The organism is uncultured Nostoc sp. (assembly GCF_964247315.1).
GTDB lineage: Bacteria > Cyanobacteriota > Cyanobacteriia > Cyanobacteriales > Nostocaceae > Nostoc.
In genome coordinates, this window is the sequence record NZ_CAXTTT010000006.1 from 64,432 (window position 1) to 89,008 (window position 24,577).

General features: G+C 41.3%; 19 protein-coding genes and 2 pseudogenes. 15 read left to right on the plus strand and 6 right to left on the minus strand.

What is annotated here, in order from left to right; all coding sequences use genetic code 11:
* The first annotated feature begins 34 nt into the window (after positions 1-34).
* The 8 genes and pseudogenes from ACFE93_RS03585 to ACFE93_RS03620 all read left to right on the plus strand — a co-directional run bounded on the left by ACFE93_RS03585 (position 35) and on the right by ACFE93_RS03620 (position 8,364).
* Positions 35-289, plus strand: coding sequence for a hypothetical protein (locus ACFE93_RS03585; protein WP_292870884.1), 255 nt, complete (start codon positions 35-37; stop codon positions 287-289).
* A 132-nt stretch (positions 290-421) separates the two neighbouring features.
* Complete coding sequence (locus ACFE93_RS03590) at positions 422-1,486, plus strand: bifunctional riboflavin kinase/FAD synthetase (RefSeq protein ID WP_375472053.1); 1,065 nt, start codon at positions 422-424, stop codon at positions 1,484-1,486.
* A gap of 26 nt (positions 1,487-1,512) precedes the next feature.
* Positions 1,513-2,517 carry an AAA family ATPase gene (locus ACFE93_RS03595; protein WP_375472054.1) on the plus strand — a complete coding sequence of 335 codons (1,005 nt, stop codon included), beginning with the start codon at positions 1,513-1,515 and terminating at the stop codon, positions 2,515-2,517.
* 433 nt (positions 2,518-2,950) lie between these two features.
* Positions 2,951-3,187 (plus strand): annotated as a pseudogene (locus ACFE93_RS03600) (hypothetical protein).
* Positions 3,188-3,197: 10 nt separating this feature from the next.
* Entirely contained in the window at positions 3,198-3,383 is a 186-nt protein-coding gene (locus ACFE93_RS03605; protein WP_375472055.1) for a hypothetical protein, read from the plus strand.
* A gap of 362 nt (positions 3,384-3,745) precedes the next feature.
* The gene (locus ACFE93_RS03610) at positions 3,746-4,303 is read left to right on the plus strand and encodes a cytochrome C (protein ID WP_375472056.1); all 558 of its coding nucleotides are present in this window, start codon (positions 3,746-3,748) and stop codon (positions 4,301-4,303) included.
* A 286-nt stretch (positions 4,304-4,589) separates the two neighbouring features.
* Positions 4,590-7,382 (plus strand): preprotein translocase subunit SecA, encoded by a 2,793-nt coding sequence (secA, locus tag ACFE93_RS03615; protein WP_375472057.1) that lies wholly within the window; start codon positions 4,590-4,592, stop codon positions 7,380-7,382.
* A gap of 106 nt (positions 7,383-7,488) precedes the next feature.
* On the plus strand, positions 7,489-8,364 hold the full coding sequence (locus ACFE93_RS03620) for a hypothetical protein (RefSeq protein ID WP_375472058.1): 876 nt from the start codon (positions 7,489-7,491) through the stop codon (positions 8,362-8,364).
* A 24-nt stretch (positions 8,365-8,388) separates the two neighbouring features.
* On the opposite strand, the gene ACFE93_RS03625 is transcribed toward ACFE93_RS03620, so the two are convergent.
* Entirely contained in the window at positions 8,389-9,327 is a 939-nt protein-coding gene (locus ACFE93_RS03625; RefSeq protein ID WP_375472059.1) for a hypothetical protein, read from the minus strand.
* Between the two features lie 152 nt (positions 9,328-9,479).
* On the opposite strand from ACFE93_RS03625, the gene ACFE93_RS03630 reads away from it, so the two are divergent.
* The 4 genes from ACFE93_RS03630 to ACFE93_RS03645 all read left to right on the plus strand — a co-directional run bounded on the left by ACFE93_RS03630 (position 9,480) and on the right by ACFE93_RS03645 (position 16,741).
* Positions 9,480-9,938 carry an aspartyl protease gene (locus ACFE93_RS03630; protein ID WP_375472060.1) on the plus strand — a complete coding sequence of 153 codons (459 nt, stop codon included), beginning with the start codon at positions 9,480-9,482 and terminating at the stop codon, positions 9,936-9,938.
* Between the two features lie 356 nt (positions 9,939-10,294).
* Positions 10,295-10,381 carry a DUF3800 domain-containing protein gene (locus ACFE93_RS03635; RefSeq protein WP_375472087.1) on the plus strand — a complete coding sequence of 29 codons (87 nt, stop codon included), beginning with the start codon at positions 10,295-10,297 and terminating at the stop codon, positions 10,379-10,381.
* Complete coding sequence (locus ACFE93_RS03640; RefSeq protein ID WP_375472061.1) at positions 10,353-10,988, plus strand: DUF3800 domain-containing protein; 636 nt, start codon at positions 10,353-10,355, stop codon at positions 10,986-10,988. The genes ACFE93_RS03635 and ACFE93_RS03640 overlap by 29 nt, the downstream gene beginning before the upstream one ends.
* A gap of 239 nt (positions 10,989-11,227) precedes the next feature.
* Entirely contained in the window at positions 11,228-16,741 is a 5,514-nt protein-coding gene (locus ACFE93_RS03645) for an AAA family ATPase (RefSeq protein ID WP_375472062.1), read from the plus strand.
* 106 nt (positions 16,742-16,847) lie between these two features.
* Here the strand turns inward: ACFE93_RS03645 and ACFE93_RS03650 are convergent, their stop codons facing one another.
* The 4 genes from ACFE93_RS03650 to ACFE93_RS03665 form a co-directional block, all read right to left on the minus strand.
* Positions 16,848-19,388 (minus strand): penicillin acylase family protein, encoded by a 2,541-nt coding sequence (locus ACFE93_RS03650; protein ID WP_375472063.1) that lies wholly within the window; start codon positions 19,386-19,388, stop codon positions 16,848-16,850.
* A gap of 126 nt (positions 19,389-19,514) precedes the next feature.
* Positions 19,515-20,345: an ABC transporter permease gene (locus ACFE93_RS03655; RefSeq protein WP_375472064.1), complete on the minus strand. Its 831-nt coding sequence runs from the start codon at positions 20,343-20,345 to the stop codon at positions 19,515-19,517.
* A gap of 52 nt (positions 20,346-20,397) precedes the next feature.
* Positions 20,398-21,150: an ABC transporter permease gene (locus tag ACFE93_RS03660; protein ID WP_375472065.1), complete on the minus strand. Its 753-nt coding sequence runs from the start codon at positions 21,148-21,150 to the stop codon at positions 20,398-20,400.
* Between the two features lie 62 nt (positions 21,151-21,212).
* Positions 21,213-22,205 (minus strand): ATP-binding cassette domain-containing protein, encoded by a 993-nt coding sequence (locus ACFE93_RS03665; protein ID WP_375472066.1) that lies wholly within the window; start codon positions 22,203-22,205, stop codon positions 21,213-21,215.
* A gap of 137 nt (positions 22,206-22,342) precedes the next feature.
* Between ACFE93_RS03665 and ACFE93_RS03670 the strand changes: the two genes are divergently transcribed.
* On the plus strand, positions 22,343-23,230 hold the full coding sequence (locus tag ACFE93_RS03670; protein ID WP_375472067.1) for a VOC family protein: 888 nt from the start codon (positions 22,343-22,345) through the stop codon (positions 23,228-23,230).
* Between the two features lie 103 nt (positions 23,231-23,333).
* On the opposite strand, the pseudogene ACFE93_RS03675 reads toward ACFE93_RS03670, so the two are convergent.
* Positions 23,334-23,685: pseudogene (locus ACFE93_RS03675) on the minus strand (transposase); the annotation flags it as partial.
* A gap of 140 nt (positions 23,686-23,825) precedes the next feature.
* Here ACFE93_RS03675 and ACFE93_RS03680 point away from each other — a divergent pair.
* The gene (locus tag ACFE93_RS03680; protein WP_375472068.1) at positions 23,826-24,116 is read left to right on the plus strand and encodes an NAD(P)H-dependent oxidoreductase; all 291 of its coding nucleotides are present in this window, start codon (positions 23,826-23,828) and stop codon (positions 24,114-24,116) included.
* A 53-nt stretch (positions 24,117-24,169) separates the two neighbouring features.
* Positions 24,170-24,469, plus strand: coding sequence for an HNH endonuclease signature motif containing protein (locus ACFE93_RS03685; protein ID WP_375472069.1), 300 nt, complete (start codon positions 24,170-24,172; stop codon positions 24,467-24,469).
* The last annotated feature ends 108 nt before the right edge of the window (positions 24,470-24,577 follow it).

Here is a 24,577-nt window from a genome sequence, read left to right on the forward strand (position 1 = left end):
TGTTAGCTGTACGGTGAGACAGCGCTGCCCAAAGTTGTCAAAGCGCCGACCACAGGATTGGGGCGACAACAAGAGGACAAACTTTATAGATTCACCAACACAGCCTACACACCCTAAGATTGCAGCTAACGATCGCACTAAAACCTCGTTGAAGTCTCAACACGGGACTAGAGCCTTTTTACCTCTGGTATTTGGGGTTATCTGGACTTTGCAATTAGCTCTCAAGCCAATAGCACAAGAAACCATCTTGGGCGACTTCCCTTGGGTTAGGCTTTTGGCTGATAGCTAAAAGGGGTGGCATCAACACCCTGGCTGATAGCACAAGACCTCATAGGCAGTTAGTGAAGTCCTCCTTAAGGCGGTTTACCATAGGGTAGCTTCCTGCTGATAGCTAAAATAAACCTAAAATCTCAGAATCCACGTGCTAAATTTGTCTAAAAATGGGTGTTCTGTGCGGGTTGCTTTTTCGAGCGAAGGGCTACTAACGCCGACTGCTGTTGCCCTTGGCAAGTTTGATGGTGTTCATCTTGGGCATCAAAGGGTAATTCAACCAGTCTTGCACGCTGGTGGTCATTTGTCAGTAGCTAGTAGTCCGCAGTCAAAGGAAAATCAACTGACAAATCCAGAATATACCTACTCAACAGTTGTCACCTTTGACCCCCATCCACAGGAGTTCTTTACGGGGCAACCTCGGACTTTGTTAACGCCACTGGCTGAAAAAGTCCAACAATTGCGATCGCTTGGGGTAGAACAACTGGTACTACTACCCTTTGATAAAGAATTGTCTGCGTTGACCCCCGAAGAATTTGTCGAAAAAATTCTCGTGCAACAACTGCGATGCCAACAAATTAGCATCGGGCAGGATTTTTGTTTTGGCGAAAAGCGCAGTGGTACTGCTCAAGATTTGCAATTACTCGCCGCCAAGTACAATATTCCCGTTACCATCGTTCCCTTACAAACTTATACAGGTGATTCGTCCACCCAAACCAATTGCGTCAGTACTACTCCGACTCAAGATGCCCGCATTAGCACTTCATTGATCCGCCAAACCCTTGAGCAGGGAGACATCGAAAACGCAAATCTATTATTAGGACGCCCTTATACCCTCGTTGGTGATGTCGTTCAAGGTCAACAATTGGGCAGAACAATTGGCTTTCCCACTGCTAACCTCCAACTACCAAAAGAAAAGTTTGTGCCCCGCCAAGGAGTTTACGCTGTCCGCGTTTTCACTCTGGATGAAACATCAGATACCGCTCCTAGTGAGAACTTGGGCGTCATGAATATCGGTAATCGTCCAACTGTAAACGGTACTTATTCATCTGCGGAAGTACATTTATTCAATTGGTCAGGTGATTTGTATGGCAAAAAACTGGTTGTGCAGCTAGTTAAATTTTTGCGCCCCGAACAAAAATTTCCTTCTCTCGAAGCCCTGAAAACACAAATTCAACTTGACTGTGTTGTTGCTAGAGAAGTTTTGAGTGCTTAGTGGGAACAATAGATAGGGCATTGGGCATGGAAAGAGGCAGAGGTGCAAAGGGGATAAACTTACTGCAACTTCTCCTCTGCTCCCCTGCTTCCCCAGTCCCCAGTCCCCCCGCCCCCCAAACCAAGAGAGAAAAAAACGACGCTTTAACACAAAATCTGGCTCTTACCATCGTTGGCAAAGCTGAAGCAATACGCTTAGTGCTAGTCGCCTTGTTAGGTGGTGGTCATGCTCTCCTAGAAGATGTCCCTGGTGTTGGTAAAACCCTGCTCGCTAAATCCTTAGCTCGTTCACTGGATGGCAAGTTTCAAAGGCTACAATGCACTCCCGATTTACTGCCAACTGATATTACTGGCACCAACATCTGGAATCCGAAAAGCGGCGAATTTAGTTTTCTTCCTGGGCCAGTTTTTACCAATGTGCTATTGGCTGATGAAATTAACCGCGCCACACCCCGCACTCAGTCAGCTTTACTGGAAGTTATGGAGGAACATCAGGTAACAGTTGATGGTGTCTGTCGTGCAGTTCCTCAGCCCTTTTTTGTCATTGCCACTCAAAATCCTATTGAGTATCAAGGTACTTTTCCCCTGCCAGAAGCGCAAATGGATCGGTTTATGTTGTCGCTGAGTTTGGGCTATCCTTCTGAGGCAGAAGAATTCCTGATGCTGCAAAATCTCCAAAATGGTGTAAAAGTTGCTAATTTGCAGCCTTGTATTACCTTGGCAGAAGTACAGGAATTGCGTTACCTCTGCTCTCAAGTAAAAGTAGCAACTTCCTTGCAACACTACATCCTAGAATTAGTGCGGGCAACACGTCAAGATGAGGAAATCGCTCTTGGTGTCAGTCCACGTGGCACATTAGCATTACAACGGGCTGCCCAAGCGCTAGCTTTTTTATTAGGGCGTGATTATGCCATTCCCGATGATGTGAAATTTCTTGTCCCTCACGTTCTTTGCCATCGCCTTATCCTTAAAGGAGGACGCAATTCAAGGACTGTTGTTGAGCGATTATTGCGATCGGTTTCTATTCCTTAATGCAAAGTGACTTCGACGATCTAAAAAACAGCTATCCGAGGTAGCAGTAACTGCATTTCTTGGTGGGGAAAATATTTTTTTACGCTTTTACTCCGGTTCATTCTGCGTCAGTTTGCACATTGTGTATCAATTCATTCAAACTATAGCAATCCTAAATGAGTCGTGAAAATATAGATAAGGAAACGAACTGCCAACTCTTAGAGAGGCTTCCGCCAACGCGTAGCGTCTCGTTAGAGAAGGACGCAAAGGGAAGAAAGAAGAAAGAGATATATAATTTTCACAAATGATTTAGGACTGTTATATCAGGGAAATTTCTTTGCACCACCATTTTAATAAATATCTCATAATAGTCAGACTTAACTGAACTTAAGTTTTCCGATCCTGTCGGAATTTGGGCGTGTTAGGATATCCTACAAAATCAGGTAGACAATAAATGAAAGCGATTGAAGTTACTGGCAGAATTGATTCTCAAGAAAACCTAGTTCTAGATGAGCCGATTCAGGGAAACACTTATGCTCATGAGGTTCGGGTAATTGTGTTGGTTCCAGAACAAGCAGAAGCAGAAAAGCTTGACCCTGATGATACACCCATTGAGGAGATTAAAGCTAGTTTGAGGAGAGCCTAGCAGCAAGCAAAAGCTGGTCAAACTAGACCAATTAGCGAGCTGTAGGACAGGATTGATGCAGAGTGATAATACAGTTTTAATTCGATTTTCTGATGAGTTTGAGCAGGAACTTTACAGACTATCAAAAAGATTTCGCAATATTTGCTCTGATGTTCAACCGATTACCCTGCAATTACAGCAAGTAAATCTTGTCGGCGATCGCACGCGGACATTGGTGAGGCGTATATTGTTTACAAGCTGAGAGTTCGTAACAGTAGTATCCAAAAAGGTAAGAGTGCTGGATACGAATTTATTTATCAAGTTGAGTCACCTACAAGTATTTTGCTGCTAACGATTTATTCCAAATCTGACCGAGAAGATATTGGTGCAAATGAAATCCGAGATATTGTGGCTGATTTTTCTAGTGAGTCAGGTTAAAACTACTAGAATATTTTTCCTTGCATAGTCAGTGGTGCGTTGAATAAATATTTATATTACTGTTATCGATATCAAAAATGGGTTGCTTGATAAAACTACTTACGCAAAATTTGAAACACTGCCAATACTCTGTAAGTCTTATGATTAGCACAAGCGCCACTTTTAAATCATCTGGGAATGTGAGGAATGTCAATTTTTGTTAAGCGCAAAATCCGCGATCGCCAACTATTACACAAAAGCGCCGAACGTGAATTCAAACGCCAATTTTTCGGTTTACTTTTGGTAATTATAACGTGGAGTTTAGCTATGGGCTGGCTTCTAGCCTTGGCAACTAACGCCCAAAGTGCTACTCCCCCCGCTGAAATTGGTACTGTTGACATAGTACCCGCACAATACCAACTGGGGCAAGAACTCTATTTAGAAAACTGCTCCAGATGTCACATTGCCATACCACCAGCCGTTTTACCTACCCAAACTTGGAAAAATATCCTGCAAGACTCGCAGCACTACGGCGCACAACTCCAGCCTTTAATCGATCCGCCACGCATCTTGGTGTGGAAATATCTTTCGACTTTCTCCCGTGTGCAGCTAGACGACGAAGAAACACCATATCGCGTCAATAACTCGCGTTATTTCAAAGCTTTGCATCCAGGAGTTAAGTTACCACGTCCCGTGCAAGTTGGTAGCTGTGTCAGCTGTCATCCCAGTGCTAATGATTACAATTTTCGCCGCCTGACCCCATAATAAGCAAAAGGGAAAGATACTGAGAAAGTTTCCCCCTACTCCTCTGCTCCTCTGCCCCCCTGCTCTCTCATCTGGGGGCAAAATGATACTATGAAGAAAGAGTAAATATAAGATAAGAGTTAAAACCAATCAGTTTATTAAATGATTGGCTAGTTTTTATCCTGCTTTTGAGGTAATTCTCATTTCACACCCATCCACGACCAAGACGTTTGGGCTGGGTTAAATGTTTATAATCAATGCCGACCCTTTAATTCCCATCCCCTTTGATTCAGTTCTATAACCTGCCATGCTAAAACTTTTGTTGGGCGACCCCAACGCTCGTAAGCTTAAAAAATACCAACCTTCTGTTACTGAAATTAACCTTTTAGAGGAAGAAATTAAGGTTCTTTCCGATGATGAGTTAAAAGGTAAAACCGTCGAATTTAAACAACGGCTCGCTAAAGGCGAAACTCTAGATGATATATTGCCAGAAGCTTACGCCGTTGTTCGGGAAGCAGGACGGCGAGTCTTAGGCTTGCGGCACTTTGATGTCCAACTCCTTGGCGGTATCATTTTACACGTAGGACAGATTGCCGAAATGAAAACCGGCGAAGGTAAAACACTAGTCGCAACCTTGCCGAGTTACTTAAATGCCCTTACTGGTAAAGGTGTACACGTCGTTACCGTCAACGATTACCTGGCTCGTCGGGACGCAGAATGGATGGGACAGGTGCATCGGTTCTTGGGGTTGAGTGTGGGGCTAATTCAGTCAAGCATGACTCCCAGCGAACGTCAGAAAAATTACGACTGTGATATTACTTATGTCACCAACAGCGAAGTAGGGTTTGACTACTTGCGGGATAACATGGCGACATCAATGGCAGATGTAGTGCAACGCCCGTTCAATTATTGCGTGATTGACGAAGTAGACTCGATTTTAATTGATGAGGCGCGGACACCGCTAATTATTTCCGGGCAGGTGGAAAGACCGACAGAAAAATATCTGCAAGCCGCTGAAATAGCATTCACACTCAAAAAAGACGAGCATTACGATGTGGATGAAAAAGCTCGTAACGTGCTTTTGACAGATGAAGGATTTGCCGAATCAGAAAATCTTTTGGGAGTCACAGATTTATTTGACCCAGAAGATCCTTGGGCGCACTTCATTTTCAATGCAATTAAAGCTAAAGAACTTTTCCTTAAAGATGTAAATTACATCGTCCGCAATGGGGAAGTGGTAATTGTGGATGAATTTACCGGTCGAGTACTACCCGGACGGCGTTGGAGCGATGGACTACACCAGGCCATTGAAGCCAAAGAACACGTAGAAATTCAGCCAGAAACTCAAACTCTAGCGACAATTACTTATCAAAATCTATTTTTGCTGTATCCAAAACTTGGTGGAATGACCGGAACAGCAAAAACAGAAGAACCAGAATTTGAAAAAATTTACAAATTGGAAGTTGCGGTAATTCCCACCAACCGCGATCGCAGACGCGAAGATTTGTCTGATATGGTCTTTAAGACAGAAGCAGGCAAATGGGGAGCGATCGCTAAAGAATGTGCCGAAATGCACGAACTCGGCAGACCTGTATTAGTGGGAACCACTAGTGTAGAAAAATCCGAACTTCTGAGTCGGCTACTAAAGCAACTGGAGATTCCCCACGAATTACTCAACGCCCGACCGGAAAACGTCGAACGTGAGGCGGAAATTGTCGCCCAAGCTGGACGCAAAGGTGCTGTGACGATTGCTACTAACATGGCTGGTAGAGGTACAGACATCATCCTGGGTGGTAACTCCGAATATATGGCACGTCTAAAGCTGCGGGAATACTTTATGCCCCGGATCGTCATGCCAGAAGATGAAGATGCCTTTGGCGTGCAAAGACCAGCCGGATTGCCTACAGGACATGGTGGTGGTCAAGGCTTTGTCCCTGGTAAGAAAGTCAAAACTTGGCGGGCTTCGCCAGAAATTTTCCCGACCCAGTTGACAAAAGAAACCGAAAAACTACTCAAAGATGCAGTAGAAATTGCAGTACGTGAGTATGGCGATCGCAGTTTACCGGAACTGGAAGCTGAAGACAAGGTAGCTGTGGCGGCAGAAAAAGCTCCCATTGACGACCCCGTGATTCAGAAGTTGCGGGAAGCATACAACCGCGTTAAGCAGGAATATGAACAATTTACTACCCGCGAACACAATGAGGTAGTAGAAATTGGTGGTTTGCACGTAATTGGTACAGAACGCCACGAATCGCGGCGAATTGATAACCAGTTGCGCGGACGTGCAGGAAGACAAGGCGACCCTGGAACCACGAGATTTTTCCTCAGTTTAGAGGATAACCTACTGCGGATTTTTGGTGGCGATCGCGTTGCTGGGTTAATGAATGCTTTCCAAGTGGAAGAAGATATGCCCATCGAATCTGGGATGCTTACCCGCAGTTTGGAAGGCGCACAGAAAAAAGTTGAAACCTACTACTACGACATTCGCAAACAGGTCTTTGAGTATGACGAAGTGATGAACAATCAACGTCGTGCTATTTATGCTGAACGCCGCCGAGTCCTAGAAGGTCAAGATTTGAAAGAACAGGTGATTAAATACGCTGAAAAAACGATGGATGACATCGTTGACTTCTACATCAATATAGACTTGCCCTCAGAAGAGTGGGAGTTAGAAAAGTTAGTTGAGAAAGTCAAAGAATTCGTCTATCTACTAGCGGATTTACAAGCTAGTCAATTAGAAGATATCACCGTCAGCGAGATTAAAGCCTTCCTCCACGAACAGGTGCGAATTGCTTACGACCTCAAAGAAGCGCAGATTGATCAAGTTCAACCCGGACTGATGCGCCAAGCCGAACGTTTCTTTATCTTGCAACGCATTGATACACTGTGGCGGGAACACCTGCAACAAATGGATGCCTTGCGCGAATCGGTAGGATTACGTGGTTATGGGCAAAAAGACCCGCTGATTGAGTATAAGAGCGAGGGATATGAATTGTTCTTGGATATGATGGTTAACATTCGCCGAGATGTGGTGTACTCGTTGTTTATGTTCCAGCCTCAGCCGCAGCAAATGGTGCAGGCTTCGTCTGAGATGGTGTAAGTTTTTTTCATACAAAGACGCAGAGGCGCAGAGAGCATTTTCTGCGTCTTTGTTGTATACAATTAGACATTTAGGCATCATCAGATAAGCTATTCCAAAAAGTAATATGGTTAATCGGCAATATTATTCTGCACGTATAGGCAAAAATCCCGAAGTTGTTAGTTTCGATTTGTCGATGCTTAGTCGTTTATTTCGAGATATATATTTAGAGTTTATGTCAAACGATTATTTTCAAGAGGCTTTTGGTTATGAATGTATAGATGATGGAAAAGTTTTAGGGAAATTAGGGAGTGATATGGAAGCTCAAATGTTTAGAGCTTTGCGAAAGCCTAACTTATGGCCAATTCAAAATGAGTGCTTAAATTATACAGAAGATGATTTATTCGATGTAATTGAATTATTACACGATTGGATATCCAAGCCTACACATGGTTTTGAGCATACCTGGAATAATTGTGGTTGGCACTACGATAGATTTGATAAAGAAGCTGGTCAAAAAGAATTTCGAGATAAGATAAATGAGATTATTTCCGAATATAAAGATGGCTATGAGCTTTCTGAAATCGGTGAAATCTTAGAACGAGGAGAACAGGGACTAGAAACACTTTTTGAAGCAAATCTACCCACAGATGAGCCAGAAAATATTGAAAAAAGAATAGAAGCAGCGATTCTTAAATTTAGGAACTATCGTTCATCTCTCAATGATAAACATGATGCCATTAGAGACTTAGTAGATGTATTAGAATTCCTCAAATCTAGAATTAAGAAGGAGAAGGTAATCACTTCTAATGATGAGAGTGATTTGTTCAATATTGCCAACAACTTTGGTATCCGTCATCATAATGAAAGACAGAAAACAGATTTCGATCAAGCTATTTGGTACAGTTGGATGTTTTATTACTATCTAGCAACTATTCATGCTTGTCTAAGATTAATAAACAAAGCTGATGTTGACAAAAGCAAAAATTCTGATTGTTTCTAAGATCATAATGACAAATTTTAATATTCACTTTGGAGTTATACACCTCTCTAAAAGTTTGTTTGTCTCTCCTAACAAGTTATAACTAATAATGCGTGCCGTTATCGCTCCATCTAAATTATCATATAAATATGAAGAATGAGCATCTTCAGCAGCAATAACCATTGCCATATCTGATTGACCCATATTTCTTAATGTTAGTTCAGTTCCGTTAGCATCTTGCCAGACATACTGATCACAAAAGAATAAATCAGAACTTATTTCATTTTCTATAGCGGCTTTTAAAGGATAAGCAATTAAATCAGATGAATGGATGATATTTATCCATCTGAGTTTATAATCATTACTAGAATTTTTACTAATAGATTGTTCCATTACAGAATTAACAATAGAAAAATCAATATCTAGCATCTCCTTGAGAAATAATAAAGGAGAGCCTAACGTAGTAATACTGACTAAATCTAGTTTTTTCAATTTTTCTTGAAACAGTAAAACTGAGTCATCATTATAAATAATATTTGAGAAGAGAATATCCCACAAAATAAAACTACCCAAAGAATGGGCAATGAAATGAATTTGAGTTTCTTTAGGGTTGTCTTGGATAAATTGGTTAAATTCCTCAAAAATCCGTTTACGAATAAGCTGACCACGTTTAGGATTTTGATAAATCAAGAAATCTCCTAAAAAGTTACTAATTAGTTCCTTTCTTCTTGCCCTATACCTGTAGATATCATTATAAAAAGATTTATATTCTGGATGTTGCTGACAAGCCCTGGAATAATCTTTATCTATATAATCAATAAGTTGATGTTTCTTGTGGTTAAAAAAACTCCCCCAATAACTTGAATAAAAATATGTTGAACCTTCAACTTTTGTTTTATGAAGTTCCTTTTTAATATTTTTGATAAGTGCATCTGCATAGGTGGACTTCTTTGTACTGACACCGTGAATAAAGAAAATGAGCATATTAAGGTTACCTTATGAGAGAATGTTCAACAATACTATAATTTTATTTTTCAGAGTTGAGTAGTGCCTTTGAGAGGGTAGGGCGGAACTTTTCTTAGGGTTTTTGCATTTGTTCATTGCTCAAAAATACAGTGTTTTCAGGAGTTGCTGAAATGGGTAAGCTGGTACTGCCAAATCTTCAGGGTAAGCAAATGGGGCAAGTAATAGTTACCCTCACTGTCACGAATCGAATAGATCGAGTTCTGGCTCAACGAGGCTTCATTTCTCCAGAGGAAGTTCGCTCTTATACTTTGGATAATGTTTTAGTTGATACGGACGCAACTTTGCTGTGTTTACCTACTAACATTATTAGTCAACTAGGTTTAGTCCAAGGTGGAGAAGCCCAGGTAGAGACTGCTGCTGGAGTGAAGCAGGGGCGAATTTTCCGAGATGTTGAGCTTAGTATTGCAGAGCGTCAAGGAACTTTTGATTGTCTGGAACTCACAGAAGTACCTTATGCCCTTTTGGGTGTAACACCAATGGAAGTTTTAGGGTTAGAACCAGACCTGAAAAATCGGAAGTTGCGGATTTTGCCGATGAATTCTGAGCAAACTTATCTAAGTGTATTGTAAGTGATCGCTTATAGTTCAATACGGTTCAGTTAAGATTCAAACTCTTTCTAAATGTCAATTTTTTGAACGAACTGCAAAGGACGCATTCGCATAGCGTCTCGTAGAGAATGACACAAAGAGAAGAAAGAAATGCTTAACTAAACTGTATTGGCTTAAACTTTGCGTATTTTCGGGTTTGTCTCTGGTGCGATCCCAGAGTAACCTATTTTACTTTAATAACTAAGCAACCAAAGACAAGCTAGCCTATGAAGTAGCTGATATAATATGAATAGCAGTCAAGAGGTCTGACCTTTTCAGATCGCGGAAGCTAGGTCTTCCCTTGACTGATTTTTATTGTCTAAGAATAAAGAACAGCCATGTATTTGCTCTATGCAGATGAGTCTGGCACAACGCACGACTTAAACCAACAATATTTTGTACTGGCTGGTATTTTGTGTATTTGAGCGCCAAGGATATTGGATTTCTGATCAGCTTGACCAAGTTGCTGCTAGATTCGATCCTGCTGATCCGGTATCAGTTGAATTGCACGGTAGTCCAATGCTGAGTGGTAGAGGAAAGTGGAGAAGCTATCCTAAGAGCGATAGAGAGAAAGCTATTGAAGATATTTTGCAGGTTTTCCTACAGTCACACCCAAGTAACCGACTATTTGCAAGTGTGATCAAGAAGACTGTAGTATCACCAAAAGACCCTGTAGAAGTTGCATTTGAACAACTGGCTAGTAGGTTTGATAGGTATTTGATCAGACTGCACAAAAATGATAATACACAAAGAGGCATCATAATTTTTGACAAATCCACTTACGAGACAACAATTCAATCTTTAGCAACTGACTTTAGAACTATTGGATACAGTTGGGGTGTTATCAGAAACTTTTCGGAAGTGCCTTTATTTTTAGACTCAAAAGCTTCGAGACTAATTCAACTTGCTGATATACTCGCTTACACAATTTTCAGACATTTTGAAAAGGGAGATAGCAGGTTTTTCTCTATCATTCAGTCTAGATTTGATTCTGAAGGCGGTATAGTTCATGGATTACACATACAGCAATAAAATTCTATTTGTCTAACACTACACTCTAATGCAACTTTGTGAAGGTGAACAGCATACGATCGCTTATACTTGGCGTAGTTTTGGGGTTGTCTGTGGTGCGGATCGCTTGTCTTTTGCGATCATTAAATAATTTAAAAAATTGTCTATAGAGCAATCTCATCTCACAAAAGCTCATTTGACCCCATAAAATATGTAAGCGTGTATGGGAATACTAAATCTAGCGCTTAAGATTTTGTAATATGATTAGTATTCCTGGATATTACCTTAGCGAAGAACTTTATGATGGTTCGAGAACTCTGGTTTATCGAGCTTTTCGAGAGACTGACTCATTATCTGTAGTCATCAAACTGCTGAAAAATCCTTATCCCAGCTTTAGCGAACTAGTACAATTTCGCAATCAATACACCATCGCCCAAAATCTCAACTATCCTCTAATCATCCAAACCTACAGCCTAGAACCGTTCAAAAATGGCTATATGTTAGTGATGGAAGACTTTGGGGGCATTTCCCTCAAGGATTACTTCGCCAACAATAGTAATATTGTATCTCTGGATGAATTTTTACAAATTGCGATCGCTCTGGGCGATACCTTAGATATTCTCTACCGCCATCGCATTCTTCATAAAGATATCAAACCTGCCAATATTCTAATTAATCCTGATACCAAGCAAGTTAAACTAATCGACTTTAGTATCGCTTCATTACTCAATAAAGAAAACCAAGAAATTAAAAGCCCCAATGTATTAGAAGGAACCCTCGCTTATATTTCCCCCGAACAAACTGGAAGGATGAACCGAGGGATAGATTACCGTAGTGATTTCTATTCTTTGGGTGTGACTTTTTATGAATTACTGACGGGAGAGTTACCATTTATCTCTGATGACCCGATGGAGTTGGTGCATTGTCATATTGCGAAAATACCTACGGTATTAGGGAACAGGGAACAGAGAGCAGCGCAATCTTGGGGTCTCCCCAAGTGGAGCGACTGCGGAGGAACAGGGAACAGAGAAGAAACCCCCCAGGTGCTTTCAGATATTATTTTCAAATTAATGGCGAAAAATGCCGAAGATAGATATCAGAGTGCTTTGGGATTAAAGCACGATTTAGAAACTTGTTTGTATCAACTTAAAAAAACTGGTGAAATTACCTCTTTTGAAATTGGTCAGAGGGATATTTGCGATCGCTTCCTGATCAGAGAAAAACTCTATGGTCGAGAAATCGAGGTTGGGCAATTATTGGCGGCATTTGAGCGAGTTTCTCAAGGTAACAGCGAAGTAATGCAAGTTGTTGGTTTTTCGGGTATTGGCAAAACTGCGATCGTTAACGAAGTTCACAAGCCAATCGTCCAGCGACGGGGCTATTTTATCAAAGGCAAATTTGACCAGTTTAATCGCAACATTCCTTTTTCGGCATTTGTGCAAACGTTCCGCGATTTAATGGGGCAATTGTTAAGTGAAAGTGATGCTCAATTGTCAAGTTGGAAAAATCAAATTTTACAAGCTGTAGGGGAGAATGGACAAGTCATCATTGATGTGATTCCTGAATTAGAACACATCATTGGAGTGCAACCGTCTGCACCAGAACTATCGGGTATCGCCGCCCAAAATCGGTTTAATTTACTATTTCAAAAGTTTATTCAAGTTTTTACCCAGCTGGAACATCCCTTGGTGATGTTTTTGGATGATTTGCAATGGGCGGATTCTGCTTCGTTGAATCTGATTCAACTGCTAATGGCGGAGTCAGGAACAGGCTATCTGCTGATGATTGGTGCTTACCGGGATAATGAAGTCTTTGCAGCGCATCCATTGATGCTGACTTTAGATGCGATCGCCAAAACCGGGACAAAGGTAAATACTATCACCTTGAAACCCTTAAGCCAAAACAGTCTCAATCAGTTGGTAGCCGATACCCTCAACTGTGCGATCGCCTTAGCGCAACCGTTAACAGAACTGGTGTATCAAAAAACCCAAGGTAATCCTTTTTTTGCTACCCAGTTTCTCAAGGCACTGCATGAAGACCAATTGATTACTTTTGATACCAAAGCTAGACATTGGCAATGCGATCTGGTTCGGATACGGGAAGCAGCGCTGACAGATGATGTAGTGGAATTTATAGCTGCTCAGTTGCAAAAGTTACCAAAAACCACCCAAAATATTCTTAAGCTGGCAGCTTGTATTGGCAACCAGTTTGATTTAAATACATTGGCGATCGCTTTTGAACAAACACCCACAGAAACAGCAGCCTGTTTGTGGAATGCTTTACAGTCGGGTTTAATAATTCCGCAAACTGAAATTTATAAGTTTTTTGTTGGTGCAGCAAATCAACAGATGACTTCACCAACTTCAGAAATGATTAAATATAAATTTTTGCACGATCGCGTGCAACAAGCTGCTTATTCTTTAATTCCCCAAGCAAAGAAACAGAAAACACATTTACAGATTGGTCAACTTTTGCTGAAAAGTATACCTGAAATAGAACGGGAATCGAAAATTTTCGAGATTGTTGGTCAATTAAATCGAGGGTACATACTACTAAATAATCAAACACAGCGAGATGAATTAGCTCATTTAAATTTAATTGCAGGGTCTCGTTCTAAAGAAGCTACTGCCTACAAAGCAGCAATTGAATATTTGACTCTTGGTATTGAGTTACTTGATAGCGATCGCTGCTGGCAGAGCCAATATAAGCTGACATTAGCACTCTCTGAAGCCCTAGCAGAAGCTTGCTACATGGATGGAGAATTTGAGCAGATGGAAACATGGGCAGAATTAGTTTTGCAACACACCGATACTTGCTTAGAACAGGTAAAAATTTATGAAGTTAAAATCCAAGCCTGTATAGCTCAAAATCAGCTTTTACAAGGTATTTCTGTGGCTTTACAGATTTTGCAAAAACTGGGTGTGGATGTACCAGAAAATCCCACCCAAGATGATTTTATCCAGGGCTTACAAGAAACGCAAACAATCCTCGCCAACCGTCAGCCCTCTGAATTAGTTGACTTGCCATTGATGACGGATAATTATTACCTGGCAGCATTACGAATTTTATCAGGTATGTTTGGACTCGCCTATAATGGCTGTCCAGCAATGTTTCCTTTAATAGTATTTAAACAAGTTAACTTATCTGTTCTCTACGGTAATGCTAAGTTCTCGCCATGTGCTTATGCAAGCTACGGTTTAATTCTCTCTGCTTTTCTCTCTAAGATAGAGGAGGGATACGAATTTGGACAATTGGCGATCGCTTTGTTAGATCGACTGAATGCCAAGTCACTCAAAGCTAAAACATTTTCTGTTTTTAATACTTTTATTAAACATCACAAAGAACCTCTCAAAAATACCTTACAGCCTCTTTTAGAAGGGTATGCTGCTGGTCTGGAAATGGGTGATATCGAGTGGGCAGTCTGGTGTGCTTTCCCATATACACTTTATCTTTATATGACAGGTTGTGAACTCACAGAAGTTGTAGCAGAAATGGAAACCTACGGGAATGCAATTATCCATTTTAAGCAAATGACCCAATATAATCACTTTGTTTCTTACCACCAAAGTGTTTTAAATCTCCTTGGTAAATCTGATATTCCATTTCAGCTGCGCGGGTACATCTATGATGAAACAATTATGTTGCCTCAGCATCAGCAAGCAAACGATCGCCCTGCGGTTTATCACCTGCATATCAACAAAGTGATGCTTTGCTATTTGTTTGCAGAATATGAGCAGAGTTTGGCTGCGGTTAGTATCTGTGAAGAATATTTAGACGGAGTACCAGGTCTGTATATTATCCCCTTATTGTATTTTTATGATGCCTTAGCCAGACTAGCTTTGTATCCTCATGCTACATCATCTCAGCAGTCAGCATTACTTGAGCGTGTTGACAACAACCTAGCTAAGATACAGCAATGTGCATCTTATGCACCTATAAACTATCTGCATAAATATGATTTGATTAGCGCAGAGCGGTGTCATGCTTTGAACCAAAAATTAGAAGCAATTGAACTTTACGATCGCGCTATTTCTCTTGCTAAAGAAAACGGCTATATCCAAGAAGCAGCATTAGCCAATGAACTAGCAGCAAAATTTTACCTAGATTGGGGTAAAGAGAAAGTCGCCGCAGGCTATATGCAAGAAGCTTACTACTGCTATGCCAAATGGGGAGCATTAGCCAAAGTCACCCATTTAGAACAAAACTATCCCCAACTACTAGCGGCGATTCTCCAAACTCCTAGCCTAGCAATTACCAATCAGGGAACCATCGCCCCAACCTCGATGAGAAGTTCCACTAACGTCAACAACAACCAGAATTTATGGTTAGATTTTCCGGCGGTAATGAAAGCAGCACAAGCCATCTCCCAAGAAATTGAGTTAGAAAAACTCTTAGCCACTTTAATGCAGATTGCCATCGCTTTGGCGGGAGCGCAAATCGGTTGTTTACTTCTGTGCCAAGACAAACAATGGTTAGTAGTTGCTCAAGCCGATTCAAAGCAAACACATAGGTTAGAAATTCCCCTAGATCGATATCAGGAAATTCCCCAGAGTTTGATTTATACGGTGGCGCGGACGCAACAGAAGGCTGTGTTTGAAAACTTGAGCAATTGGACACAATTTGCAGGCGATCGCTATATTATTACCCATCAGCCCAAATCCGTGTTATGTACCCCTATTAGCCAGCAAGGAAAACTAATTGGCATCCTGTATTTAGAAAATAATCTCACTACAGGAGCATTTACGAGCGATCGCCTGCAAGTCATTCAACTCCTTACTGCCCAAGCAGCTATTTCCTTAAAAAATGCTCAGTTGTATTGCCAATTAGAGGGATATTCTCATAGTTTGGAGCAAAAAGTTTCCGAACGCACCCAAGAACTAACACAAAAAGCAACTCAGCTAGAATCAACCTTGCAAGAACTGCAACTGACTCAATTCCAACTAATTCAATCAGAAAAAATGTCAAGCTTGGGACAATTAGTTGCTGGAATTGCCCACGAAATTAATAACCCTGTCAACTTTATTCACGCGAATCTTAGCCATGTTAAAGAATACATGCAAGATTTATTAAACTTGGTCAATCTCTATCAGCAGTCTCAGTTCAACCAGGTGAAAATTCAAGAATTATTAAATGAAATCGATTTAGAGTTTATTCAGTTAGACTTACCCAAAACGCTCCAATCGATGCAAGTGGGGACTGAACGTATCGGTCAAATTGTGTTATCTCTGCGAACTTTCTCACGTATAGATGAAGCTGAATTTAAACAAGTTGATGTTCACGCAGGTATTGATAGTACAATCATGCTCTTACAACATCGCCTCCAAGAAAAACCAGAGCGTCCGGCAATTGAGATTATTCAGGATTATGGCGAACTACCTATAATCGAATGTTATGCCGGACAATTAAATCAAGTTTTTATGCATATTTTAACAAATGCGATTGATGCCATCGAAGAGAAAAATCTTCAACCGAATTTTGAGTCAATAGAAGCGAATTTGCAGCAAATAAAAATTCGGACTTCAGTTATTGATACTAAGTGGATCGAAATTGCGATCGCTGACAATGGTATAGGTATGACTTCCCAGGTGCAACAAAAAATATTTAACCCATTTTTTACCACTAAATCTGTTGGTAAAGGGACGGGAATGGGTATGTCGATTAGTTATCAAATTATTACAGAAAAACACCGTGGCAAATTAAAGTGTGTTTCCATCCCCAATCAAGGGACTGAGTTTGTGCTGCAAATCCCTATTCGTCAATCATTAGTAAACTAAAAAGTTTTTCTGAAAGAGCGATGCCTACCGCGGGCTACGCCTACGCTAATCACAGTTACTTAGGTTAACGTGCTACAAGCTACCTGCCTTAGAATTAAGTTGTGCTTTACTCTCCCAATTTGGGAACTAACTTCAATATTGCAACAGTATTATTTGCAACATTCTTTTGTTCCCAAAGCATCTGGTGGTATTCAATTTTGCGCCAGGGTTCAACCATATCGTTGTAATGGTTATGGAAAGCATGGCCTGATTGCCCAGGGGTGTGAATTGCTACTGAGTTATCTAAATTTCCCAAATCTACAATCATCCGCAGTGAAGGAATATCAGTCACCTCAAAGGATTTATTTGCTATCCAGCGGTTAGCGTTCACTGTTTCACCGTTACCAGATGTAGCAAAAGTACCACGATTAAATAAAGCTTCAATCAGTGTAACCCCAGATTTACCCAAGGTGGCATTCCGAAAAGTAATGGTATGCAGCTTGCCCCAATTCCAATTGTTCGGGTCTTTGCTTTGAATTCGTTCTAGTTCATGCACGGCTTCTGTAAGGGATTGCCGCAGGATTTGGTCGCGGTTCTCAACTTTTGAGGTGTTGCGGTTATCCCACCAAGAACTATTGGGCTGTTTAACCAGATTTGCTACCACAGCATACCAGCGATCGCCTCCATCAGGAAAGTATGTTTCAGGCAACTGATCGTGAAAGGTATCTGCTAGCAAATGTTTCCAGAATACTTCAAACAGAGCAGCAGCAGGCGATGTCATTCCTAACTGCAAATTCCAATCTTGCAGCAGTTTTTGGGCTGCTTGCAATCGGGGGGTATCAACAGTGATAGATTTCAGTAGTGGTACTAATGTTTGAGCATTTAAATTGCGATCGTCACCCTGTATCTGCTGCACATCCTTCAGGGAAATCGGCTGAGTTTGTTGTGAAATCATTTCAACAATCCGCTTTGCTCGGTAGCCATAAACCCAGTCTGCGGTAATCAGGTAAGGATATTCACGGTTAACTAAATTATTGGCAGTAGCAATATAACCTTGGGATGGATTAAAACTTTTGGGCAATTTCTCAAAGTCAATATAGCCTTGCCACTCATATTCATCCGTCCAACCAGGAACGGGATAACGTCCATCTCCCTTAGCTCGGATGGGGAATTTACCAGGCATTTGGTAGCCAATATTGCCATCAATATCAGCGTAGACCAAATTTTGAGCCGGGACATCATAATTGCTGGCAGCAGTGCGGAATTCCTGCCAGTTTTGAGCGCGATTGATTTCGGGAATGGCATACCCTAGTTTGGAAGGTGCTAAGGCTGTCCAGCGCAGGGCTACGGCGTAATTTTGCGGTAATTTTAGCGGCTGACTTGACTTGAATTGCTTCAGATTTGGCGAAACATCAGAGAGAATCGGCCCATGTCGGGTATAGCGCACCGTTTGCACAATCGGTTGACTTCCGGCTACTTGAATCGTCTCTTGCACGAGTTGCATATCAACCCACTTGCCATTGACCTCATACTGATTGGGATTATTTGGGTTGATTTTCTCGATGTATAAATCCATCACATCAGATTGTACATTGGTGACACCCCAGGCAATGCGATCGCTATGACCGATAATCACCCCAATCATTCCTGCAAAGGAAAAACCAGAAACGTTGTAGGGACATTCTGCACTCTTTGGTGTACAATACAAACCAACCTCGTACCATATAGAGGGAATTTGCACACCTAAGTGGGGGTCATTTGCCAAAATTGGCTTATTTGTAGCTGTCCGCTGACCAGATATCACCCAGTTGTTTGAGCCAATACCTATTCCCGTGGGCCCAATGAGTTTTTCTAAAGCCATCATCGGCTTAGTAATTGACTCTAAAGCAGGCAATACATCTGGAGAATTAAGAAGTACTTCATTATTGTCCCTTCCTTCCTCTGCTTCCCCTGTTTCTTGCAGCAACTCAGGTAAAATAACCGGCAAGTCTTGAGGGTATGGTGGAAAAAGTTCCTCTACTTGATTTGGGTTAAGGGTTTTAAGCAAAATAGAACGTTCAATTTCACTCTCGAAATTTCTACCCAAGTCGTAAGCCATTACCTTACCCCAAGTCAGAGAATGCAGTATTTGCCAAGGTTCTGGCTTATACCCAGGATTGAGGAATTTGAGCAGAGCGTATTCTAGACTCAGGGCGCTGCCTTGATACTCTGCCAAATAGGCATTGACACCATCAGCGTAAGCTTCCAGGTATGCCTTCATCTCTGCATTCATTTCCTGAATTTCTTGTTGCACCACTCTTGCCCAACCCATTGTCCGCAGATATTTATCAGTGTCAACTTGAGAAGAACCAAACATTTCTGAGAGTCGCCCAGAACCAATGTGTCGCCAAAAATCCATTTGCCAAAAGCGGTCTTGGGCGTGAATATAACCTTGCGCCATAAATAAATCGTGGGAGTTGGCAGCATAAATATGGGGAATGCCCCATTTATCTCGCTGGACAGTTACTTCGGCTTTCAGTTCAGGTAATTGAATTGTGCCACTCTCTTGCGGAAAGGATTGACGCACAGTGTAGGTGGCAAATCCCACTAACAATAGCCCTAGCACTAACAGGAAAATCAGAGTAATTTTGAGTCTTTTACGTAACCAACCCTTCCTGGAGTTTTTCATTTGAGCTTTCCGTGGCATTGTTTAGTGAAATCAGGCAATCCTACAAGGTATTTAATCAGAATCGTTAAAAAAGTGCGATCTGCCCATTTAAAATACGCCTAAGTACACAGCTAAAATTTTGTTGTCTTAGCTGCCAGTAGAACAATAGTATCGCTCTCCTATTTTCCAAAGCTTCAGCGCAACCATCAGAAAGAGAATGCCTGCGATTGGCGAGACATAACAAAACCACAAAGGCACTAAAAATACATCTTCTTTTTCAAGTACTGCAAGCAAAGGAAAATAACTGACGCAAGCAAGCGGTATCAAAAAAGTAAAAAATCGCTGAAACCACTTGCTATAAATTGCCAGAGGGTACTGAGCCGTTTCGACTCCTCCATAAGTGAGGATATTCATAATTTCGAGAGATTCAATAGTCCAGAATGTCAGGGTTGCTTGCATAATGACAATGCCAACAAAGAGTGCAACCCCACCAATAAATGAAATACCTAAAAGCCATACAATTTTAAAATTTAAAGGAATGTGGAGTGATGAAAGTGACCACCCCATAACAACAATTCCTTGAACAAATCTTCCAATTCGTTTCAAAGTAAACTCTTTACCTAAAAGTTGAAGTGCTGTAGTGCGTGGACGAAGAAGTAAACGGTCGAAGTCTCCACTTTTAATTATTGTTGTAAATGAGTCAAATCCTTTTCCAAGAGCATCGGCACAGGCAAAAGAAATATTAACTATTCCATAAAAAAGAGCAACTTCATTCAAAGTCCACAAACCAATACTATTAAAACGAGTAAAAAGTGCCCAGACTCCAAAAAATTCAACAGCAGTTCCTAAAAGCTGTCCAATGACTTGCAGCCAAAAAGAAACTTTATACTGCATTTGCGACTTGAAAGATACAGAAATATATCGAAGGTAAAGAAAAAAATCATTCATAGCCGCTTTGTGATTTTTATCTAAAATCAATTACCTAACTTAGCTTCCTGCTTGACAAAATTACAAATTACGAATTATTTACTTATCCCCCTTGAATCACAAGCTTTCTGATGCCATATTTCACAAGTAAACGCCCAAGCATAATAATGACAACTATCCAGAAAGTTTGATCCAGCAAAACATTAAACAGGGCGCTTGCTTGAAGATTACCAGTAAAAAGACGAAAAGGTTTGTCGATTAGTCCTGAAAAAGGAAGTGCATTCACAAAAGGCTTGCTCCACTCAGGAAAAAGTGGCAAAGGAACAATCATGCCAGAGAAGATAGTAACAAGAGTAGGTAGAATACTATTAATTCCCTCGCCCGAAATTGTCCACATCATTGATACAGTAAGAAGCATTGTCAATGCAGAGGAAAGTAAAATTGCACCAATAAAAGAGAGAAAAAAGGCAACAAAAGAAGCAAAAGAGGGTGGAACAGAAAGCGACCATTCATAAAACCCAAAAAGGGGAAAAATAAAAATTGTGACACCAAGAAGCGGAATAGCACGAAGTATCAGGGGCGTTGTACGAAGTGCCAAAGCGCGAGTAAACCAAAAATTATAAAGGTCTGTGGGTCGAAGAAGATCGTATCCTACAGCACCAGATCGTATGAGTTCTTGAATATCTCTATCACCTCCCCAAGGGACAATCGCCATCAGAAACGCCTGTCCCAGCCACACATATCCTACAGCCTGTTGAAAAGTTATAGGTTGAGCAGAGGTTGCATGAGTAAAGAATGCCTGTAAAACCATTACTTTCACTAACCCCCAAAAAAGCTGAGTTACAACGCCTGCCAAAGCAGCAGTACGATATTGCAACAGCAGGGTAAATCTAGCAACAAACAATGACCAATATGCTTTCATGTAACAATTCCTGCTGAAATTGCATAAAGTTCAGCAACTATCTCTTCAATGGGTGGATTTTCCACAAAAAGATCCTCTACTTCATGTTGCAAGGTAACTTGGCTAATCAAAGACGCAGCAGAAAGCTTTGTGGGATCGAAGGCGAGAGTTACGGTGCGACCTTCTTTAGAGATAATACTAACTCCTTCTTGTTCAAAGAAGAAATCATCGTTTGCTAGATCGATTCTTAAGTACCGACGCGAGGAAACTTGAGAACGCAGTGCTGCTAGAGTTCCATCACAAAGGATCTCACCTCCACCAATAATAATTATACGATCGCACAATGCCTCGATATCATCCATATCATGGGTAGTCAGGATGGTGGTTACTTGATGAGTTTTATTCAGCGCTTTGATAAATTTTCTGACTGCAAGCTTTGAAACTGCATCAAGCCCGATGGTGGGTTCATCAAGAAAAAGAATTTCCGGTCTGTGAAGCATTGCTGCTGCAAAGTCACATCGCATCCTTTGACCAAGGCTTAACTGCCTCACTGGAGTCGAGAGAAAGCTGTCAAGACCAAGCAAATCAATCATTTCTTCGCGTGTCTGGCGATACTCTGATTGGGGAACGCGATAAATATCGCGCAGCAAATCGAAAGACTCAATCACTGGCAAATCCCACCAGAGTTGTGTTCTTTGACCAAACACTACACCAATACGATTAACGTGCCCGATTCTATCTTTCCAAGGAGTTCGTCCGCCAATTATGCATTTTCCACTGGAAGGTACGAGAATACCGCTTAAAATTTTAATCGTAGTCGATTTACCAGCTCCATTTGGGCCAATGTATCCTACAAGTTCTCCCCGCTCCAAGGAAAACGAAACTCCTTTGAGGGCATAAACAACTCTTGTTTTTCGCTGCACAAGCCCTCGGATTGAACCGAAAAGCCCAGAAGAACGTTCAGACACAAAGAAAGTCTTCCTCAGATTTTCGACCAGAATGTGAGACATATTTTGTTAGTCTATTATCGCTTGCACAAGTGTTTTTTACTTAGAATACATCTACTAACCAGTTTTCAATGCTCTGACTACAAATGAATAAAGCTATTTTGAGGTTGTTGGTGAGGTAAACGCAAAGGAAAAAATAAATGGTACAAGTAGCAAAGATCGGTCATGCTGGATTTAAAACGCCAGACGTAGAAGCTATGCTGGCATACTATACAGAAATTCTGGGGTTTACTGTGACCGAACGAGGCTCTGATGGAGCCGTCTATTTAAGCTGTGCAGTAGATCATCATACAATCATTCTCTATCCCTCGACAGAAAGCGGTCATAATCACTTTGCTTTTGAAATTGATAGTAGTCAGACACTGAAAGAGGCCGCGAAACAACTGCGTGACGCAGGCATCCAGGTAGAGCAAAAAACAGATGCCCAACCAGGGATACCGGAACTGCTTGAGTTTTGCGATCCTGAAGGACATACTCTCCAGCTATATTCAACCATTCAACAAGTCAGTCATGGGTTTCGAGAAACAGGCATCGTCCCTGAAAAATTAGGGCACGTCGCTATGTATGTGCATGATGTCCATAAATGTGTTGATTTTTATCAGAATATGTTGGGCTTTCGCGTGTCTGACTGGCTCGAAGATAGCTTTGTCTTCATGCGATGCAATCAGGATCACCATACTATGAATTTTTTGCAGTCTAAACAGCAAAAAATGTTCCATATTGCTTTTCAATTACGAGACTGGGCACAGATGCAAACTGCTTGTGATTTTTTGGCAAGGCACAACATTACGCCGCTTTGGGGGCCGGTACGCCACGGGATAGGACATAACATCGCTACGTATCATAAAGATCCCGACAAAAACATAGTCGAACTATTTACCCAAATAGATATCATGCTCAACGAAGTAGGATATTTTGAACCCCGACCTTGGCACGAAGATTTTCCTCAAAAACCGAAAGTATGGAAGGATACTCCGCAAGCCGTGGCTCACTGGGGTGGATTACCACCCAAGGAATTAATGGAGTAAGTTGATGGGCAAAAAACACCCAAATATGTGAAGATGCAAGCCCTTCAGCCCTGAAGAAACTTATGCCACGATCTATGCATATAGTTCATCTATAAATATAGGACTAATATTTGATTTTTGAAAAAGTTCCGTACATCTGAAGAGTTGGAAAATCAAAGGTAGTGTGCCGAATAAACCATTCAAACATCCATTTTAAATGAGAGAATGAAGGGATAAAAGCGCAGAAACGTCGAACCCAGCTTTTGGCTTGCAACCAAATATCCTCTATTGGATTTTGTACTGGACAGTTGGGAGCTTTAGCGTTCACAGTGTATTTTCCATTGGTCGGTTAAAAGTTCTTGATTCACTTCATCTAAGAAATTTCTAATTTCTTGGGAACGATGGTAACTAGCACCATCCCAAAAAATTAATAATTGTTGATTAGGAGACTGATCTAGCAAATAAAGTAGATAATCACAGCGATCGCATGTTGTAAGTGCTGCCTTATCATTGTTCTTCGTTATACTTATAGCCTCTCTAAGTATTATCTCTTAGTTTTTTTCACGCAATCAAATATGATTCCTATAGATAACTATATGCGGACTATTCTTGCTGCTTGCTTCTGACAGATGATGTCTTTAAACCCTCTTTTCAAAGTCAAGTCAAAGGACTTGCGAACGGTAAAAAAGTGTTGTTCATCACATCACGAGGCGTTGAATATGGAGCAGGTTCTCCTTATGAAGGATGGGATTGTCAGGAACCTGCGCTCCGGTATGCTTTTCAATTCATGGGTGTGACTGATATTCAGTTTATTCATGCCAATGGTCTAGATATGGGAGACGAGGCACGGAAACGGGCGTTAGACGAAGCACAATCTAAAATTCAAGAATTAGTTAATAGTTGGTAGCGCCAGCCAGCTAACAAGTCGATGAAGCGGACGGGCGAGAGATCCTGGCGGTGATGCTGAACTTATCTGCCGCCGCTTATCTTGGTCAAAAGCACGGCGGTGTAACAAATGCTGATAATTTAGCCTTCACTTGCTGGCGATGTAATCGTCATAAAGGTACTGACTTAGGATCTTTTGATCCAGAAACAGGGGCTTTTAGTTTTTTGTTCAACCCACGTACCCAGAAATGGGCTGAACACTTCACCTTTTCAGAACTGGATCTGGTGGGATTAACGCCTACAGGACATACAACGATTAGATTACTACAAATAAATAGCGACGAACGACTAGCCCAACGGCAAAGATTGCGCTGAACTGTTCAGACCTGACGCAGGCATTCACTTACACAGCTAGAATGATTTCAAGGAAACTCTTCAGCAGAACCACAATGCTGAAAATTAGCCTGTAAGTATTATCTGGTG

Coding starts and splice junctions, on each gene's coding strand:
- ACFE93_RS03595 (WP_375472054.1), top strand. CDS start 1,513: ATGGAAAGAGGCAGAGGTGCAAAGGGGATAAACTTACTGCAACTTCTC.
- ACFE93_RS03605 (WP_375472055.1), top strand. CDS start 3,198: ATGCAGAGTGATAATACAGTTTTAATTCGATTTTCTGATGAGTTTGAG.
- ACFE93_RS03610 (WP_375472056.1), top strand. CDS start 3,746: ATGTCAATTTTTGTTAAGCGCAAAATCCGCGATCGCCAACTATTACAC.
- secA (WP_375472057.1), top strand. CDS start 4,590: ATGCTAAAACTTTTGTTGGGCGACCCCAACGCTCGTAAGCTTAAAAAA.
- ACFE93_RS03620 (WP_375472058.1), top strand. CDS start 7,489: ATGGTTAATCGGCAATATTATTCTGCACGTATAGGCAAAAATCCCGAA.
- ACFE93_RS03625 (WP_375472059.1), bottom strand. CDS start 9,327: ATGCTCATTTTCTTTATTCACGGTGTCAGTACAAAGAAGTCCACCTAT.
- ACFE93_RS03630 (WP_375472060.1), top strand. CDS start 9,480: ATGGGTAAGCTGGTACTGCCAAATCTTCAGGGTAAGCAAATGGGGCAA.
- ACFE93_RS03635 (WP_375472087.1), top strand. CDS start 10,295: ATGTATTTGCTCTATGCAGATGAGTCTGGCACAACGCACGACTTAAAC.
- ACFE93_RS03645 (WP_375472062.1), top strand. CDS start 11,228: ATGATTAGTATTCCTGGATATTACCTTAGCGAAGAACTTTATGATGGT.
- ACFE93_RS03650 (WP_375472063.1), bottom strand. CDS start 19,388: ATGAAAAACTCCAGGAAGGGTTGGTTACGTAAAAGACTCAAAATTACT.
- ACFE93_RS03665 (WP_375472066.1), bottom strand. CDS start 22,205: ATGTCTCACATTCTGGTCGAAAATCTGAGGAAGACTTTCTTTGTGTCT.
- ACFE93_RS03670 (WP_375472067.1), top strand. CDS start 22,343: ATGGTACAAGTAGCAAAGATCGGTCATGCTGGATTTAAAACGCCAGAC.
- ACFE93_RS03685 (WP_375472069.1), top strand. CDS start 24,170: ATGCTGAACTTATCTGCCGCCGCTTATCTTGGTCAAAAGCACGGCGGT.